13 protein-coding genes are annotated in these 16,779 nt (G+C 60.1%); all 13 read right to left on the bottom strand.

From position 1 onward, the window contains the following. Positions 1-45 precede the first annotated feature (45 nt). The 13 genes from purD to gcbA all read right to left on the bottom strand — a co-directional run bounded on the left by purD (position 46) and on the right by gcbA (position 16,731). The gene (gene purD / locus ASC74_RS29030; RefSeq protein ID WP_056746232.1) at positions 46-1,341 is read right to left on the bottom strand and encodes a phosphoribosylamine--glycine ligase; all 1,296 of its coding nucleotides are present in this window, start codon (positions 1,339-1,341) and stop codon (positions 46-48) included. A gap of 151 nt (positions 1,342-1,492) precedes the next feature. Next, the gene (gene purH / locus ASC74_RS29025; RefSeq protein ID WP_056746230.1) at positions 1,493-3,100 is read right to left on the bottom strand and encodes a bifunctional phosphoribosylaminoimidazolecarboxamide formyltransferase/IMP cyclohydrolase; all 1,608 of its coding nucleotides are present in this window, start codon (positions 3,098-3,100) and stop codon (positions 1,493-1,495) included. 81 nt (positions 3,101-3,181) lie between these two features. Continuing rightward, positions 3,182-3,502 carry a DNA-binding transcriptional regulator Fis gene (gene fis / locus ASC74_RS29020; RefSeq protein WP_007907419.1) on the bottom strand — a complete coding sequence of 107 codons (321 nt, stop codon included), beginning with the start codon at positions 3,500-3,502 and terminating at the stop codon, positions 3,182-3,184. Further along, entirely contained in the window at positions 3,499-4,509 is a 1,011-nt protein-coding gene (gene dusB, locus ASC74_RS29015; protein ID WP_056746229.1) for a tRNA dihydrouridine synthase DusB, read from the bottom strand. Before dusB ends, fis begins: the two co-directional genes overlap by 4 nt. Before the next feature lie 185 nt (positions 4,510-4,694). Continuing rightward, positions 4,695-5,903 (bottom strand): DUF3426 domain-containing protein, encoded by a 1,209-nt coding sequence (locus ASC74_RS29010; protein WP_056746226.1) that lies wholly within the window; start codon positions 5,901-5,903, stop codon positions 4,695-4,697. A gap of 30 nt (positions 5,904-5,933) precedes the next feature. Further along, positions 5,934-6,812 carry a 50S ribosomal protein L11 methyltransferase gene (gene prmA, locus ASC74_RS29005; protein WP_056746224.1) on the bottom strand — a complete coding sequence of 293 codons (879 nt, stop codon included), beginning with the start codon at positions 6,810-6,812 and terminating at the stop codon, positions 5,934-5,936. 166 nt (positions 6,813-6,978) lie between these two features. Continuing rightward, the gene (locus ASC74_RS29000) at positions 6,979-8,520 is read right to left on the bottom strand and encodes a Fic family protein (RefSeq protein WP_056746222.1); all 1,542 of its coding nucleotides are present in this window, start codon (positions 8,518-8,520) and stop codon (positions 6,979-6,981) included. Between the two features lie 156 nt (positions 8,521-8,676). Continuing rightward, positions 8,677-10,035: an acetyl-CoA carboxylase biotin carboxylase subunit gene (gene accC / locus ASC74_RS28995; protein ID WP_008153754.1), complete on the bottom strand. Its 1,359-nt coding sequence runs from the start codon at positions 10,033-10,035 to the stop codon at positions 8,677-8,679. A 17-nt stretch (positions 10,036-10,052) separates the two neighbouring features. Then, complete coding sequence (gene accB / locus ASC74_RS28990; RefSeq protein WP_046044753.1) at positions 10,053-10,514, bottom strand: acetyl-CoA carboxylase biotin carboxyl carrier protein; 462 nt, start codon at positions 10,512-10,514, stop codon at positions 10,053-10,055. A 46-nt stretch (positions 10,515-10,560) separates the two neighbouring features. Then, positions 10,561-11,013, bottom strand: coding sequence for a type II 3-dehydroquinate dehydratase (gene aroQ, locus ASC74_RS28985; protein ID WP_033059577.1), 453 nt, complete (start codon positions 11,011-11,013; stop codon positions 10,561-10,563). A gap of 131 nt (positions 11,014-11,144) precedes the next feature. Further along, entirely contained in the window at positions 11,145-12,884 is a 1,740-nt protein-coding gene (locus ASC74_RS28980) for a protein-disulfide reductase DsbD (protein ID WP_056746220.1), read from the bottom strand. 177 nt (positions 12,885-13,061) lie between these two features. Beyond that, positions 13,062-14,105 (bottom strand): methyl-accepting chemotaxis protein, encoded by a 1,044-nt coding sequence (locus ASC74_RS32805; protein ID WP_442965808.1) that lies wholly within the window; start codon positions 14,103-14,105, stop codon positions 13,062-13,064. A 955-nt stretch (positions 14,106-15,060) separates the two neighbouring features. Further along, positions 15,061-16,731 (bottom strand): diguanylate cyclase GcbA, encoded by a 1,671-nt coding sequence (gcbA, locus tag ASC74_RS28970; RefSeq protein ID WP_056746216.1) that lies wholly within the window; start codon positions 16,729-16,731, stop codon positions 15,061-15,063. Between the last annotated feature and the right edge of the window lie 48 nt (positions 16,732-16,779).

Genomic DNA, 16,779 nt, shown 5'->3' with positions numbered 1-16,779 from the left:
TAGTCAGGCAAGGGCCCGAAGCCCTTGCCTGGCCGAAAGGCGCTCTTATTCCTGATTTTCGCCACGCTCGCGGGCAATGGCACGGTAGCCAATGTCCTTGCGATAGAAGCAGCCTTCCCAGTCAATTTTGGCCGCCAGCTTGTAAGCCTGCTGCTGAGCGGCATCGACGCTGGCACCCATTGCCGTGGCGCAGAGCACCCGACCACCGGCCGTCACCACTTGACCGTCCTTGAGTGCAGTACCGGCGTGGAAGACTTTGCCTTCCTGTGCTGCAGCTGCATCGAGGCCGTTGATGGCAACGCCTTTAGCGTAGTCACCAGGATAGCCGCCAGCCGCCAGCACAACGCCGACGCTCGGACGCGGATCCCACTGTGCTTCGACCTTGTCCAGGGCTTGCGCCAGCGCCGCTTCGACCAGCAACACCAGGCTCGACTGCAAACGCAGCATCACCGGTTGGGTCTCAGGGTCGCCGAAACGGCAGTTGAATTCGATGACTTTTGGGTTACCAGCCTTGTCGATCATCAGACCGGCGTACAGGAAACCCGTGTAAACGTTGCCTTCCTCGGCCATGCCGCGCACGGTCGGCCAGATCACCAGGTCCATGACGCGCTTGTGCACTTCGCTGGTCACCACCGGTGCCGGAGAGTAAGCACCCATGCCGCCAGTGTTCGGACCGGTGTCGCCGTCACCGACGCGTTTGTGGTCCTGGCTGGTGGCCATCGGCAGCACATTCTTGCCGTCGACCATGACGATGAAGCTGGCTTCTTCGCCGTCCAGGAACTCCTCGATTACCACGCGCGAGCCTGCGTCGCCGAAGGCGTTACCCGCCAGCATGTCGCGTACGGCGTCTTCTGCTTCGGTCAACGTCATGGCAACGATCACGCCTTTACCGGCGGCCAGGCCATCGGCCTTGATCACGATCGGTGCGCCTTTTTCACGCAGATAAGCCAGGGCAGGCTCGATCTCGGTGAAGTTCTGGTAGTCGGCGGTCGGGATCTTGTGGCGCGCCAGGAAATCCTTGGTGAAGGCTTTCGAACCTTCCAGCTGAGCAGCGCCAGCGGTTGGACCGAAGCAATCCAGGCCACGGGAGCGGAACAGATCGACGACGCCCGCGACCAGCGGTACTTCCGGGCCAACGATGGTCAGGGAAACGTTTTTCTCGGCGAAGTCAGCAAGCTGTTCGAGTGCCAGCACGTCGATAGCGACGTTCTCGCACTTGGCTTCAATGGCGGTGCCGGCGTTGCCGGGCGCCACGAAAACCTTCTGCACGCGCGGATCCTGAGCCACTTTCCAGGCCAGGGCGTGTTCACGGCCACCGCTGCCAATGATCAAAACATTCATTTCAAAAACCTCGGATGACGCTAATTCTGTGGAGGGCGATCGTTCCCACGCTCTGCGTGGGAATGCCTCTGCGGACGCTCCGCGTCCGAGGGACGCGGAGCGTCCCGGGCTGCGTGCCCACGCAGAGCGTGGGTACGATCAAGCAAACAAATCAGTGACGGAAGTGACGCATGCCAGTAAAGACCATGGCGATGCCAGCCTCGTCGGCTGCTGCAATCACTTCGTTATCGCGCATCGAGCCGCCAGGCTGGATCACCGCAGTGATACCGACCTTGGCCGCGTTGTCGATGCCGTCACGGAACGGGAAGAATGCATCCGATGCCATGACCGCACCTTGCACCTGCAGACCAGCGTGTTCAGCCTTGATCGCAGCAATACGCGCGGAGTTCACGCGGCTCATCTGGCCAGCGCCGACACCGATGGTCTGACGGTTCTTGGCGTAGACGATGGCGTTGGACTTAACGTACTTGGCGACTTTCCAGGCGAAGATCAGGTCGTGGATTTCCTGTTCGGTCGGAGCGCGTTTGGTCACGACTTTCAGGTCGTCGGCACCGATCATGCCGATGTCGCGGCTCTGTACCAGCAGGCCACCGTTGACGCGTTTGTAGTCCCAGGCAGCGGCGCGATCAGCCGACCACTCGCCGCAGGCCAGCAGGCGCACGTTGGCTTTGGCGGCCACGATGGCGCGAGCTTCTTCGCTGACGGACGGGGCGATGATCACTTCGACGAACTGACGCTCGACGATGGCCTTGGCGGTTTCAGCATCCAGTTCGCGGTTGAAGGCGATGATGCCGCCGAACGCCGACTCGGTGTCGGTGGCGTAGGCCAGCTCGTAAGCCTGGCGGATGCCGCCTTCGGCGTCCGGGCTGACGGCCACGCCGCACGGGTTGGCGTGCTTGACGATCACGCAAGCCGGTTTGACGAAGCTCTTCACGCATTCCAGCGCGGCGTCGGTGTCGGCCACGTTGTTGTACGACAGCTCTTTGCCTTGCAGTTGGGTCGCCGTGGCGATACCGACTTCGGCAGGTTTGGTTTCAACGTAGAACGCCGCGCTCTGGTGCGGGTTCTCGCCGTAGCGCATTTCCTGAGCCTTGACGAACTGGCTGTTGAAAGTGCGCGGGAACTCGCTGCGACCGGAGGTAGCGAGGGTGTCAGCCGCCTGGTTCACGGTGCCCATGTAGTTGGCGATCATGCCGTCATAGGCGGCAGTGTGTTCGAAGGCCTTGAGCATCAGGTCGAAACGCTGAGCGTAGGTCAGGCCGCCAGCCTTGAGGCTTTCGAGGACGCTGGCGTAGTCGCTAGCATTCACCACGATGGCCACGTCTTTGTGGTTTTTTGCAGCCGAACGGACCATGGTCGGGCCGCCGATATCGATGTTCTCGATCGCGGTCGGCAGGTCGCAGCCTGGCTTGTTGATGGTGGCTTCGAACGGGTACAGGTTGACCGCTACCAGGTCGATCGGTTTGATGCCGTGCTCGTTCATGATGGCGTCGTCGATACCGCGACGACCGAGGATCCCGCCGTGGATTTTCGGGTGCAGGGTTTTTACCCGGCCGTCCATCATTTCTGCGAAACCGGTGTAATCCGCGACTTCCACTGCGGCAACACCGTTGTCGCGCAGCAGCTTGAACGTTCCGCCGGTGGAGAGGATCTCGACGCCCAGGGCTTCAAGCTCTTTGGCGAATTCGAGGATCCCGGTCTTGTCGGATACGCTGATCAAGGCGCGGCGGATCGGCAGGCGGGTAGTCTGGTCGGTCATTTCAATTTCCATCAAAAGCAAAGGAGTCAGCAAAAAAGGCGACCGTTTTTACGCGGGCGCCTTTCTGGTTTGATTGAATGCTTACAGCAAATCGTACTGCTTGAGTTTCTTGCGCAGCGTGCCTCGGTTCAGTCCGAGCAGCTCGCTGGCCTTGGTCTGGTTGCCCTTGACGTAGTTCATCACGCACTCGAGCAGGGGCGCCTCGACTTCGGAGAGCACCAGGTTGTACACATCCGTGACGGCAGCGCCCTCAAGGTGGGCGAAATAATTGTGCAGCGCCTTCTCGACACTCCCGCGAAGGGTCTGACCTTCTTCGCTCGGCGTATTGAGGTGCTGTTTCAAATTCACGTTGTCGCTCACGGGTGTTGTTCCACTCACTAAAGTCTCGGTCATCATCGTCATGCGGCCACCCCTTCTCCGTCCCCTGTCAGGCTCTTGTAACGTTCGGCGAAGAAGCCCTGAACGTTGGCGCATTGTGCTTCCGTATCTTCCAAACGATTGAAGTGGGCGCGAAACTCCCTGGCGCCCGGCAAGGTTGCGAGATACCAGCCCACATGCTTTCGAGCAATGCGTACGCCCATGACGTCTCCATAGAAGACGTGCAGCGCAGCCAGATGCTCTAGCAGAATGCGTTCCACCTCGATCAGTTCCAGTGCCGGGAGTTTCTCGCCGGTACGCAGAAAATGATCGATCTCACGAAAAATCCATGGCCGCCCCTGGGCGGCCCGGCCTACCAGCAGGCCATCGGCACCGGTCGCATCGAGCACGTACCGGGCCTTCTCTGGCGAATCGATATCGCCATTGGCAAAGACCGGAATCGACACGGCCTGCTTGATCGCGGCAATGGTGTCGTACTCGGCTTCGCCGGTGTACAGATCGGCACGGGTGCGGCCATGGACTGCCAGCGCCGTAATGCCTGCCTGCTCGGCGATCTTCGCCACGGTCAGGCCGTTCTTGTTGTCCCGGTCCCAGCCGGTGCGGATCTTCAGGGTCACCGGCACATCAACTGCAGCCACTACGGCCTGCAGGATCTCGGTCACCAGTGCTTCATCCTTCAACAGCGCGGACCCGGCGGCCTTGTTGCAGACCTTTTTCGCCGGACAGCCCATGTTGATATCAATAATCTGTGCGCCCAGTTCAACGTTGGCCCGGGCCGCATCCGCCAGCATCTGTGCATCACCACCGGCGATCTGTACCGAGCGGGGCTCGGGATCACCTTCGTGGATCATGCGCATCCGCGATTTGCGGGTGTTCCACAAGCTCATGTCGCTGGTGACCATTTCCGAGACTACAAGTCCTGCGCCCAGTCGCTTGCACAGCTGACGAAAGGGTTGGTCTGTGACCCCCGCCATCGGGGCGAGAATCAAGCCGTTGTGCAATGTGTAAGGACCGATGCGTACCGCCGACATAGGACTTCCCTGTTGTGGGGTCGGATCATGAGAGTTCGAAAAAGGGTTGGCATGATACCCGCTCTCGATGACTGGATAAAGGCTGAATTGAACAAAATCTGAACAGTTATTCTGTTATCGCCAGCGGTTTGGTGTGAGCGGTCAAAGTCAGAAATATGCCGTCAAAGCCGTAACACTGAACCGTTTCACTCGGGTGAATGGAAGCTCAGGCTGTAATTCACCGCTTTGGAGCCTGGATCGAGGATATCCAGTGCGATGTGGATCGGCGTTTGCGGAGGCATTTCCGCCATCCCTTCGAGATCGCCGTTGAGGTACTCGCCGGGCTTGAAGCGACGGCTGGCGATCAAGTGGCCGTTGAGGTCGGCAAAACGCAACTCCAGCAGCGGGAAAGGCTGGGAGAAGGGTGCGCGGTTGTAGATGATCGCGTCGACCACCAGTGCACCGTTGAAGTCCGGGTGACTGCGGACCACCAGGTTGCTGCTTTTGATTTTGGCGATGTCGACTTTGGATGGCACGGTGCAGCCGATTTGCGGGCACAGTTGCTGGAACCACGGACGGTACTGGTCCTGACGCGCCAGTTCATCGAAATGGTAGGCGATGTACTGACCAGCGAGCGCGGCGACGCCGAGCAGGATCAGCAGCAGCCAGAAAAATCGACGACCCCAGGGTGAACGGCGCTTTTGCCAGTCCAGTTGCAGCGGGTCATCGGTCAGGTCTTGCAGGGCGTCGGCGCGGACAGCCGGCTCACGCTTTTTGCGCACTGGTTCGATCGAGGGCAGATCGTCGTCGATATCATCAGTCGCCGACAGGCGTTCGTGATGCATCGGTGCGTCGAGCGGGTCGTGCAGGCGCAGCTGTGGTGGCAGAGACTCGTCTTCCAGCTCCACCGGTTCCAGGGACAGCGAAGGTTCGGTGCGCGAGTATTTGCTCGGGTCGAGTTCCAGCTCTGGGAAGTCGGCTTCAGTGGTCTGCGCACGATCGGCAGCCGATTCGCTGAACAGGCTGTCGGGCCATGGCGCTTCTTCGTGCTCGACGGTATCCCGGCTGGCGCTCAGGTTGTCTTCGCGCTGTCTGCCGAATTCCGTGGTCGGCTGGATCTCCCGTTGTTCGAGGCGGGCGAGCTCTTCGTCCAGGTCCAGACTGTCCAGATCCAGCTCGGCCGCGGTCCATTGCTTTTGGCTGATGGCTCGCGGCTCCGGCGGTTCGACGATGACCGGGGCTGCAGGCGTGATCGCGTCCTTGCCTGACCGTTGCTCAAGTAGCTGCTTGGCGGCGTTGAACACCTGCAAGCACGAGCCGCAACGAACCACTCCGCGGGCCACGCTCAATTGAGCATGGCTGACGCGGAAGCTGGTTTGGCAATGCGGGCACTGAGTGACGAAGCTGTCGGTCATGCGGTAATCCGGATTATGCAGGCGTTCATTCTAGCGCCGACGGCCAGTAATACGCACCCAGCCATCGCGATTGGCGATCGGGTCCAGATCGAAGTCCTGAGCGTAGGCTTTGGCGACGTCTTCACCTTGCTCGGCGAGGATGCCCGACAGCGCCAGACGACCACCGGATTTGACCAGACTGGACAATTGCGGCGCCAGGGAAACTAGTGGGCCGGCAAGAATGTTGGCCACCAGCACGTCGGCCTGAACCTGCGGCAGATCTTGCGGCAGGTACAGGGGGAAGAGCTCTTCTGCAATGTTGTTGCGCCCGGCATTGTCGCGCGAGGCTTCCAGCGCCTGCACGTCGATGTCGGTGCCGACGGCTTCTTTCGCGCCGAGCAGCAGGGCGGCGATCGCCAGAATCCCCGAGCCGCAGCCGAAGTCGAGCACGTTGCAGTCTTTCAGATCCTGGCCGTCGAGCCATTCCAGGCACAGCGCGGTGGTCGGGTGAGTGCCGGTGCCGAACGCCAGGCCTGGATCCAGCAGCAGGTTTACCGCGTCAGGCTCGGGAGCTGCGTGCCAGCTCGGGACGATCCACAGGCGCTGGCCGAAACGCATCGGCTGGAAACCGTCCATCCAGCTGCGTTCCCAGTCCTGGTCTTCGATGACTTCGCTGTGATGTTCAGGCAGCGGGCTGCCGGTCAGCAACTCAAGGTGGGCCAGCACGGTGGCGGCTTCGGTGCCACCTTCGAACAGGGCCAGCAGGTGCGTGTGCGACCACAGCGGCGTGGTGTTGAGTTCCGGTTCGAAGATCGGCTGATCTTCGGCGTCCATGAAAGTCACCGATACGGCGCCCACTTCAAGGAAAGCGTCTTCGTAGGTTTCGGCTTGTTCTGGGCTGATGGCGAGACGGACTTGCAGCCAAGGCATGGCGGGCACCTTTGAAAAATATTGATTGCAGCCTAGCGGGCTGCGAGAAGCGCGCAAGTTTACGCGAGCGCGGGGCTTTTGTGGGAGCAGCCTTGCTCGCATGCACATTATGAAACCTTCAGAAACAACAAAGCCGCTCGAAAGCGGCTTTGTTGGTATGGATATATTAATGCTGATTGCCTGCATTGTTGGCTGTGAGCCATTGCAGGCCTTTGTTCGTCAGACGATAGCGTTGCAGGCGGCTGTTGGGGCGTTCAGGCAGCGTCATTTCAAGTACCCCGGCGGCCATGGCCGGCAGTATGTAAGCCTTGCGGAAGTGGTCAGCGTTTTTCAGGCCCATACTGTTCTGAAGTTCCAGTCTGCTCATGTTGCCTTCAACGGCCCTCAGCACCGAAGCGACTTCCATGCTGACTTCCATGCTGACTTCCATGGTTGTTGCTTCTGCTCTCTGTGACTGAGGGTGAGCTGGAAGCCGTATGACATACGAAATCCGATCATCGTCGGTTTCAAATAGTGGCGCAGGTGAGCCATTGACCGCCATGACCTTGAGGATTTTCGGGATGCCTGTCGAGCGGCCTTCGGTCAGATTCAGTTCTTTCAGGAACTCACCAATTCGCCGGTTACGGTAGCGGCGGCTCACGGCGCGGCCTATTCGCAGGTCCTCCATTCGAATCGAGCGGTCTGGCCCCGGAAAGCTCAGAATCACCAATTCTTCCTGGCTGATGCGGACCTCAATCGGTTCGCGTTCTTCATAGGACCGGTGATAAACGGCATTGACCAGCGCCTCTTCAATTGCAGCGAAGGGGAAGTTCCAGATCCGTGTAGCTTCGGCGCGGTCTGCATGCTTGATCACTGTTTCATGTAGGTAATTGCGCTGAATATAAGCCAGCGATTCGCGGGTTATGGTTGCCAGTGGCCTCTTGAAGATCTTTTCGTCAAAGCGATCACCGCCAGTACCCTCCGGAAACCACAGCACATCAATCTGTGTGCCGGGGAAGAATCGCTCTGGGGCTGGGCTAAAGAACATAAGGCCTGCATTTTTAGGCCATGGCGACTCGGTCGGGCCGCCCACGACGTTCATTTGTCGCCCTAGCGCTTCGGTAGACAGAACCGCTGCATCCTCGGCCAGGGCACTGCCCACTTCTTGCAGAAAGCTTTGCATTAGAGGTTTGGACAGATCGCTGACACGAGCGCCCAGATTGAAGCGATCATCAAAAGGCACCTTGGCAGTAAGGCTCAAGAGTTCCTGTTCGGTTTCCCCCTTGGCTTCCACCGTGCTGCTGTAGCGACGGATGTAGTAGTGCAAGCTTCTGTGTTTGGCTGTCACTGCGGCCGGAGCTTTATAGGGGCGATTTTGCCCGCCGGGCGCCCATAGCACGATTAACTTGCGGCCTTCGACCTCTTCCATACTCAACACTGGAAAGTAAGCAGGCTGAATTGATTGGCAAGCCGCTAGCAGTTCGAGCTGGATCTTGTCGAGCGCCTGATCGGAAAGTCCCAGTGGAGGAAAGATCGGCTGACCATTGGCATCGCAATCCTGCCCAATCACAACGTAACCACCGCCCAGGTTTTCGAAGTCGTTGGCGAAAGCGCAGAGCGTGCGAATGATCGGATCAGGATTCCAGCCTGATTTGTATTCGATTCGCTCCCCCTCGACTGTCCTCTGGCGCAGGAGATCGTTGAGATTGATGGGCAGTTTTTCAGGCATAGGCTGGCTCTGGTTCGTCGGCGTTGCGCTGATAAGAGGGCGATTATAGCCAGCCCGGACAAACCAGTGCCTGCCAGATTAGCCCCGCTGGGATGGATGAAACCTTCAGAAACAACAAAGCCGCTCGAAAGCGGCTTTGTTGGTATGGATCACAGCTTAATGCTTTTCGCCAGCCAGCTTGTGTTCCAGGTAGTGGATGTTGATTCCACCTTTGCAGAAGCCTTCATCACGGACCAGATCGCGGTGCAGCGGGATGTTGGTCTTGATCCCGTCGACAACGATTTCGTCCAGCGCATTGCGCATGCGCGCCAGGGCTTCGTCACGGGTTGCGCCGTAGGTGATCAGCTTGCCGATCAACGAATCGTAGTTCGGCGGAACGGCATAGCCACTGTACAGGTGCGAATCGACGCGAACGCCGTTGCCGCCTGGTGCGTGGAAATGCTTGACCGTGCCCGGGCTCGGCATGAAGGTTTTCGGGTCTTCGGCGTTGATTCGGCATTCCAGTGCATGACCGCGGATGACCACGTCTTCCTGGGTGTACGACAGCTTGTTGCCAGCGGCGATGCTGAGCATCTCCTTGACGATGTCGATGCCGGTGACCATTTCGGATACCGGGTGCTCAACCTGAACGCGGGTGTTCATTTCGATGAAATAGAACGCGCCGTTCTCGTACAGGAACTCGAAAGTGCCCGCGCCACGGTAGTTGATGTCGATGCACGCCTTGACGCAGCGTGCGAGGACTTCAGCCCGTGCCTTCTCGTCGATGCCCGGTGCCGGCGCTTCTTCGAGAACCTTCTGGTGACGACGTTGCAGCGAGCAATCGCGGTCGCCCAGATGGATGGCGTGGCCCTGGCCGTCGGAAAGTACCTGGACTTCCACGTGACGTGGGTTGGTCAGGAATTTTTCCAGATAGACCATCGGGTTGCCGAACGCCGCGCCTGCTTCGGTGCGGGTCAGTTTGGCGAAGGAGATCAAGTCTTCTTCTTTATGCACAACGCGCATGCCGCGACCACCACCGCCGCCAGCGGCTTTGATGATCACCGGGTAACCGACTTCGCGACCGATGCGCAGGGCGGTTTCTTCGTCTTCAGGCAACGGGCCGTCGGAACCCGGAACGGTTGGAACGCCCGCAGCGATCATGGCGTGCTTGGCCGATACCTTGTCGCCCATCAGGCGAATGGTGTCGGCTTTCGGGCCAATGAAGGCGAAGCCGGAGTTCTCGACCTGTTCAGCGAAATCAGCGTTTTCCGCAAGGAAACCGTAGCCTGGGTGAATGGCAGTGGCGCCAGTCACTTCAGCCGCGGCGATGATTGCCGGGATGTGCAGGTAAGAATGCGCGGCCGAGGCCGGGCCGATGCAGACGGATTCGTCTGCCAGACCCAGGTGCATCAGCTCTTTGTCGGCCTTGGAGTAAACGGCGACAGTCTTGATGCCCATCTCTTTGCAGGCACGCAGGATCCGCAGGGCGATCTCACCGCGGTTGGCGATCAGAACTTTTTCCAACTTCGCAGTCATCAAAGTCTCTCCGCGGTTCAAACGATGGTGAACAGCGGTTGGTCGTACTCAACCGGCTGGCCGTCTTCGACGAGGATAGATTCGATCACACCGCTGGATTCAGCTTCGATGTGGTTCATCATCTTCATGGCTTCGACGATGCACAGGGTGTCGCCTTTCTTCACGGTCTGGCCGACTTCAACGAAGGACGGCGAGGCTGGCGAAGATTTGCGATAGAAGGTACCGACCATAGGCGAACGGGCAACGTTACCGTTCAGAACTGGCGCGGCCGGAGCAGCAGGTGCGGCGGCAGCAACCGGGGCAGCAGCCACAGGCGCAGGCGCCGGAGCATGCATTGGAGCCGGTGCGTAATACTGCTGAGCCGGGGTCTTGCTGTGACGGCTGATGCGTACGGACTCTTCGCCTTCCTTGATCTCGAGCTCGTCGATGCCGGACTCTTCCAGCAGTTCGATCAGTTTCTTAACTTTACGGATATCCATGAATCATCAACTCCCAAGGGTCGGTCAGGGGCGTTACGCTTGTCGTTCAAGCTGTTGCCGGTCTTTCAAGCTGCTCTAGGGCAGCCTCCAGGGCCAGTCGATAACCGCTGGCGCCAAGGCCGCAGATCACTCCCACCGCTACGTCGGAGAAGTAAGAGTGATGGCGGAAAGGTTCGCGTTTGTGCACGTTAGACAAATGCACTTCGATGAATGGGATGCTCACCGCCAGCAGCGCGTCACGTAATGCGACACTTGTGTGCGTAAAAGCTGCTGGGTTGATCAGAATGAAGTCCACACCTTCGCTGCGGGCAGCGTGGATGCGGTCGATCAATTCGTACTCGGCGTTGCTTTGCAGGTGCAGCAAATGGTGGCCGGCTTCACGGGCGCGGCGTTCCAGGTCCTGGTTGATCTGCGCCAGTGTCGTAGCGCCATAGGTGCCCGGTTCACGGGTGCCGAGCATGTTCAGGTTGGGTCCGTGCAGAACCAGTAGCGTCGCCATCTGCTGTTCCTTGTTATCTGTGTGCAATTGTCAGAACCCGGCGACTATGCCGCAAAGCCTTTGTGACTGTCCAGTTCTATGCAATAGCCAGCACGATGGCCGATGTTTGCGCGAAATATGTGACCGGGTTATTAAATCCGGTCATTTGCTTTCGCAACACGTTCGGCGAAGTCAGTGGCGTTGATCTCGCCGATCACTCGCACATCGGCGTGTTCGACGCCGTCCTTGCCGAAAAACATCAGCGCTGGCGGGCCGAACAATTTGTAGCGGTCGAGCAGGGCGCGTTGCTCGGCGTTGCTGGCGGTGATGTCGAAGCGGATCAGCCGATAGCCTTTGAGGCGTTCGACGACCCTGACGTCGTTGAGCACCTCATGTTCGATGACTTTGCAGCTGATGCACCAGTCGGCGTACCAGTCGAGCAGCAGCGGGGTGCCCGATGATTTGGCTTCGGCGAGGACGCGGTCAAGGTCTGCCGGAGTGCTGACGGTTTGCCAGGCGCTGAAGTTTTGCGGTTGCTCGTTGCCGGCAACCGTGCGCGGCTGGCCAATCGGATTGAGCGGGTCGGTCTGGCCGCTGAACGCGCCATACCAACACGCCAGCGCATAAAACAGCAGGAACATCCCAAGCAATTGGCCCAGGCGTTTTCTCGGCGGTTTGTAGACGAACTCCAGCGCACCCATGAACAACCCGACGCCACCGGCCAGCAAGCCGATCAGCAACAACGTGATCTGGCCCGGCAGTACTCGACTGAGCAAACCGATCGCCAGCCCCAGCAACAAAACGCCAATCGCGTTTTTCACATAGATCAGCCAGGGTCCGCTTTTCGGCAGCCAGGCGGCGCCACCGGTGGCGACCAGCAACAGCGGGGCGCCCATGCCAAGGCCGAGCATGAACAATTTCAGACCACCGCCCAATGCATCGCCGCTGGCGCTGATGTACAGCAGCGCGCCGGCCAGCGGTGCCGAGACGCAGGGCGACACCAGCAGGCTGGAAACCACGCCCAGCACCGCGGCACCCCACAACGAACCACCCTCGGTGCGACCGGCGATCCGATCCAGCCGACTGCTGATGGCGTGGGGCAGCTTGAGTTCGAAGACGCCAAACATCGCCAGGGCAAACAGCGCAAAAAACATCGCGAACGGTACCAGCACCCACGCCGATTGCAGCCGCGCCTGAAGATTGAGCTGGGCGCCGAACATCCCCATCAACGCCCCGAGCAGGGCGAAGCAGGCGGCCATTGGCAGCACATAAGCGAGGGACAGATTGAAACCGCGCAAGCCACCCACCTGACCACGCAACACCACGCCGGACAGAATCGGCAGCATTGGCAGCACGCAGGGTGTGAACGTCAGGCCCAAGCCTGCGAGGAAGAACAGCGCCAGTTCGCGCCAGCTCCAGGTCGGAGTTGCGCCTGCGCTGCCATCAATACTCAGGCGCTCGGTCTCGGGTGGATAGCACAAGCCTTTGTCGGCGCAACCCTGATACGTAACCACCAGGGTGAAGGCGCGTTGATCGGTGCGCGGCAGCTCTACATCGAGAACCCCGTGGTAGACCTCGACATCGCCAAAATACTCATCGTGTTTCTGTTCGCCCTTGGGCAGTTGCGCGGCGCCCAAGGCAACATCGGCCGGGTCGGCGCGAAACTGAAAGCGGTGCCGGTAGAGGTAGTAGCCTTCGGTGGCGACGAAACGCAGCTTTATCGATTGCGGTGTGCTTTCGACCAGGCTCAACTGAAAGGCTTCGCGTACCGGCAGAAAGTCGGCGCTGTTGTTGATCGAGCCCAACGTCGAACTGGGCCGACTGTCCAGCAAACCGGCGGCGGTGGCCGGCAGGGCGAGCACTAAAAACAGCAGGCAGAGCAAACGGCGCATGACAATCTCGCGTATCGAAAGTGAGGGCATGATAGCGGACAGCGGTCGGGTGTGCAGGGCGGGGAGTTTTCCGGTGACTGTTCTGGCGCCATCGCGAGCAGGCTCGCTCCCACAATGGAATGCGCACTCCTGTGGGAGCGAGCCTGCTCCGGGCGGCGTTCCGACGATGGCAATCTATCAGACGCGGAAGGCCTGAACGGCGGTATGCAGCCGTCCACCCAGCACCAACAAATTCTCCCCCTGCACGCGTCCCTCACCGATACGCAGCAAGTTATCCCCACCCAATTGGTGAATCCGCTCACTGTGATCGCGGATTTCGCTGACGGCGCCACTCTGCTGGGCGGTGACATCGGCGATGCGCACGGCGGTGTCGGAAATGGTCTGGATCGCGCCGACGATTTTATCCAGCGCACCGTCGGCGGCCTGGGCCTGATTGGCAGTGGCTTCGGCGTGTTCGACCTGGGCGCGCATGCCTTCCACCGATTGCCGCGCCGCGGTTTGCAAGCCGGCGATCAGGGTCTGGATTTCTGCCGTGGCGCCAGCGGTGCGTTGTGCCAGTGAGCGAACTTCTTCGGCCACCACCGCAAATCCTCGACCCATTTCCCCGGCACGGGCCGCTTCGATGGCGGCGTTCAGGGCCAGCAGGTTGGTCTGGTCGGCAATCGAGCGGATGACCGTCAGCACGCCGCCAATGGTTGCCGACTCTTCGGCCAGGTGTTCGATCATCTGCGCGTTGCCTTGCACTTCATCGACCAGCGCGTGCAGCCCGGTGAGACTCAAACCGATGACTTTCTGGCCGTGCTCCACCGCCAGCCCGGCATGGCGGCTGGCGTCGGCCGCCTGGCTGGCATCGCCGGCCACCTGTTGAATGGTCGCTTCCAGCTCGCCGAGAGAATCACGGATCAGCGCCGTGTCGCCGGCCTGATGTTCGGCGCCGCTGTGCAGGTCATTGCTCAACTCGGCCAAGGTTCGGCTGCTGCCGGCGACCTGCTCGGCGTTGAGGCGAATGGTCCCGACCAAGTCGACCAGATAGGCGCGCAACCGATTGAGCGAAGCTTGAATGTCGTGCAGTTCACGATTGGTCGCGCCCAGTTCAATGTCCCGGCTGAAGTCGCCCTCGGCCCAGGTTGAAAGGGCCGGGGCGAGGTTGGTCAGCGTCCGGGCCAGTTTCCGTTGCAAGGTGTCGATGAGCAAAGCAATCAGCAGAATCAGGCCAATCATCACGCCTTGCATCAGCCGCACTTCGCCCTGGATCTGCCCGTGCTGGGCGCGAACCACCGGCTCCAGTCCGGCGATGGCCTGCTGCACGGCGGCGATTTTCAGGTGAGTGGCGGCGCTGAGGTCGGTGCGTTTCTGGATCTGGTCACGAGTACGGGAGAGTTCGGCGGGGTAGCGCGTCAGCAGGCCGTTGAGTTCGCGCTTGAGGCCGACGCCCGCATCTTCGGCAACAGCTTTTTCGGTGTTCTCCAAGCCCATCATCGCGGCGAAATCATCGGTGCCGGATTCGCTGCTGCTGGCTACACCGAGCAGCGGCAAGGCGCCCAGCAACTCAGCCTGAGTGCGGATGTTGGTGACTTCACGCTCGACATCGGCGGCCAATTCGCTGCGGCCGCTGCTGACCAGTTTGTCCCGGGCCAGAGACAACTTGCCCAAGTGCTGGGAGGCGGCGAGCAACGGCGTCAGATACGCCGCGTTAGCGCTGGCGTACTGGCTGAGCTGATCGAGGCTGGCGCCGAGTTCGCGTTCGGCCTGCAGCAGCAGCGCTTGCGGATCACCGGCCAGTTTGCCGGCGGCCAGCAGGTCAGTTTTGCTGAACTCTTCGAGGTTCGACAGGCTCGGGCGCAAGGTGTCGGCTAATGCCGGCGGCAACTCACCGAGCTCCTTTTGCAGGCCGTCGATAGCCTGACTGGCACTGCTCAGGCGCAGGGCATCGCCGCTGGCGAGGTAGTCGTCGATGTTGCGCGCGACTTCATTTTGAAATTGCTGGGACAAGCCCAAGTAACGCTCCATCAATAGATAGGGGCGTTCCAGGGCCTTTTGCGACCACCACAGTGTGGCGCCAAGGGCCACGCACACGGCGACTAAAAGGAGAGTATTGAGATTGGTTAGCAGCTTCAGGCGCATCGCGGGTCTACCAGCGGCAGAATGGTAAGCGCCTGAATTTATTGCGTTTGTGTTACAGGGTTATGACCGAGTTGGTCGATTCCGATGAAAAAGTGGCACTTTGCTTTGACGTCCGCGCGGCCTGCACGCGGTTGCGTCCGGCGTCCTTCGCGCGGTACAGCGCTTCGTCTGCCTGGCTGGCCATCATCAGGCTGTCGGAGTGCTCGCACAGTTCCACCACGCCGGCGCTGAACGTGCACCAGAGGTCCTGCGGTTGAGCCGGGTAGTGAATCTCGGCAAAGCGTCGACGGATTTCGTCGAGCACTTTGTGGGCCGATTCGAGATCGGTGTCCGGCATGACAATCGCGAACTCTTCACCACCGTAACGGCCGATGAAATCGGTCTTGCGCAAGCGTTGCTTGAGGAACAGCGCCAGGCTCTTGATTACTCGATCGCCCATAGGGTGGCCGTGGCTGTCGTTGACCCGTTTGAAGTGGTCGATGTCGAGCATCGCAAAACTCAGCGGCTTGTTCTCGCGACGGGCGCGGAAGCTGCAGTCTTCGAGCAGTTGCAGAATGTGCGTGTGGTTGTACAGCCCGGTGAGGCTGTCGCGGACCATCCGCGCTTTCAGATTGCGTGCCCGCGCCGCGCGGTTGCGCACGGTGGTGATCAGGTGCCGGGGCTTGATCGGTTTGGTCAGGAAGTCGTCGCCGCCCTCGCTCATGGCGTCGAGCTGCTTGTCCAGATCGTCTTCGGCCGACAGGTAAATGATCGGCACGCTGACGTAACGGTCGTTGTGGCGGATCACTTTGGCCAGTTCAGTACCGGTGCAGGCCGGCATGTACATGTCGAGGATGATCAGGTCTGGCTGGAAATCCGCGAGCTCGGCCATGGCCTGGATCGGTTCGATCAAGGTCCGCGTGACGATCCCGGCGCTATTGAGCAGGCGCTCGGTGTGCAAGGCCTGGGCGCGGGAATCGTCGATGATCAGCACTTTATAAGGTTCGTACTGGGCGACGCAGGTCAGGACTTCGATTTTCTCCAGCAGGCTCGAGGCTTCGAGGGTGCCGGTCAGGAATTCCTGGCCACCGGCACGCACGGCGGCGAGACGGGTCGGGGTGTCGGTTTCGTGCAGGCTGAAGAACAACAGCGGCAATTGATGATCGAGGCCTTCCTGGGCTTCGGCAGCCAGTTTCAGGCCGATGCCGGCGCCACTGAAATCCACGTCCATGACGATTGCCGCAGGCAAGCGCTCGACCATCGAAGAGCGGAACGCCGCAACGCTGTCGAGGGCTTGAGCGCTGAGCCCAAAAAATTCCAGCTGCTTGGCCAGACGCTCGGCGCGGTCGTAATCCTGCAGCATCACGTAAATCGGCTTGCGCAGCGGCGGCAGAAAGGTCTGGTCCAACTGATCGCCATGACGCAAACCGGTGCGTGACAGGCGCTGCATCAAACGATTGAGGTCAGTGATCAGTCCGCTGCTCAGGCGTCCGCGATTGGCGTCGACAGCCTCCAGCGACTGACCGATGTGGCGTGCCAGTTGGGTGTGTTCAGGTTGTTCGAAGCGCTCGGCGAAACGCAGCAGGCGCAGATTGGCCTCGCTCAGTTCCGATAAGTCGGTGGTGGACCACTCGCTGCGTTGCAGGCGCTGCCATATCTCAAGAATTTGACGTGCCTGATGAATTACCCGCTGGGCAAAGTGGTGCTTGAGGCGCTCACGGCTGGGGTCTTCTGGCTCGGTCATATCCTGACTACTAGTTAGGGTGCATGCTGAGATCGACTGGTGGCTCTA

The organism is Pseudomonas sp. Root329 (assembly GCF_001424925.1).
GTDB classification, from domain to species: domain Bacteria; phylum Pseudomonadota; class Gammaproteobacteria; order Pseudomonadales; family Pseudomonadaceae; genus Aquipseudomonas; species Aquipseudomonas arabinosi.
Note: the sequence above shows the minus strand (reverse complement) of the source record. Positions and strands in the feature narration are given on the sequence as shown.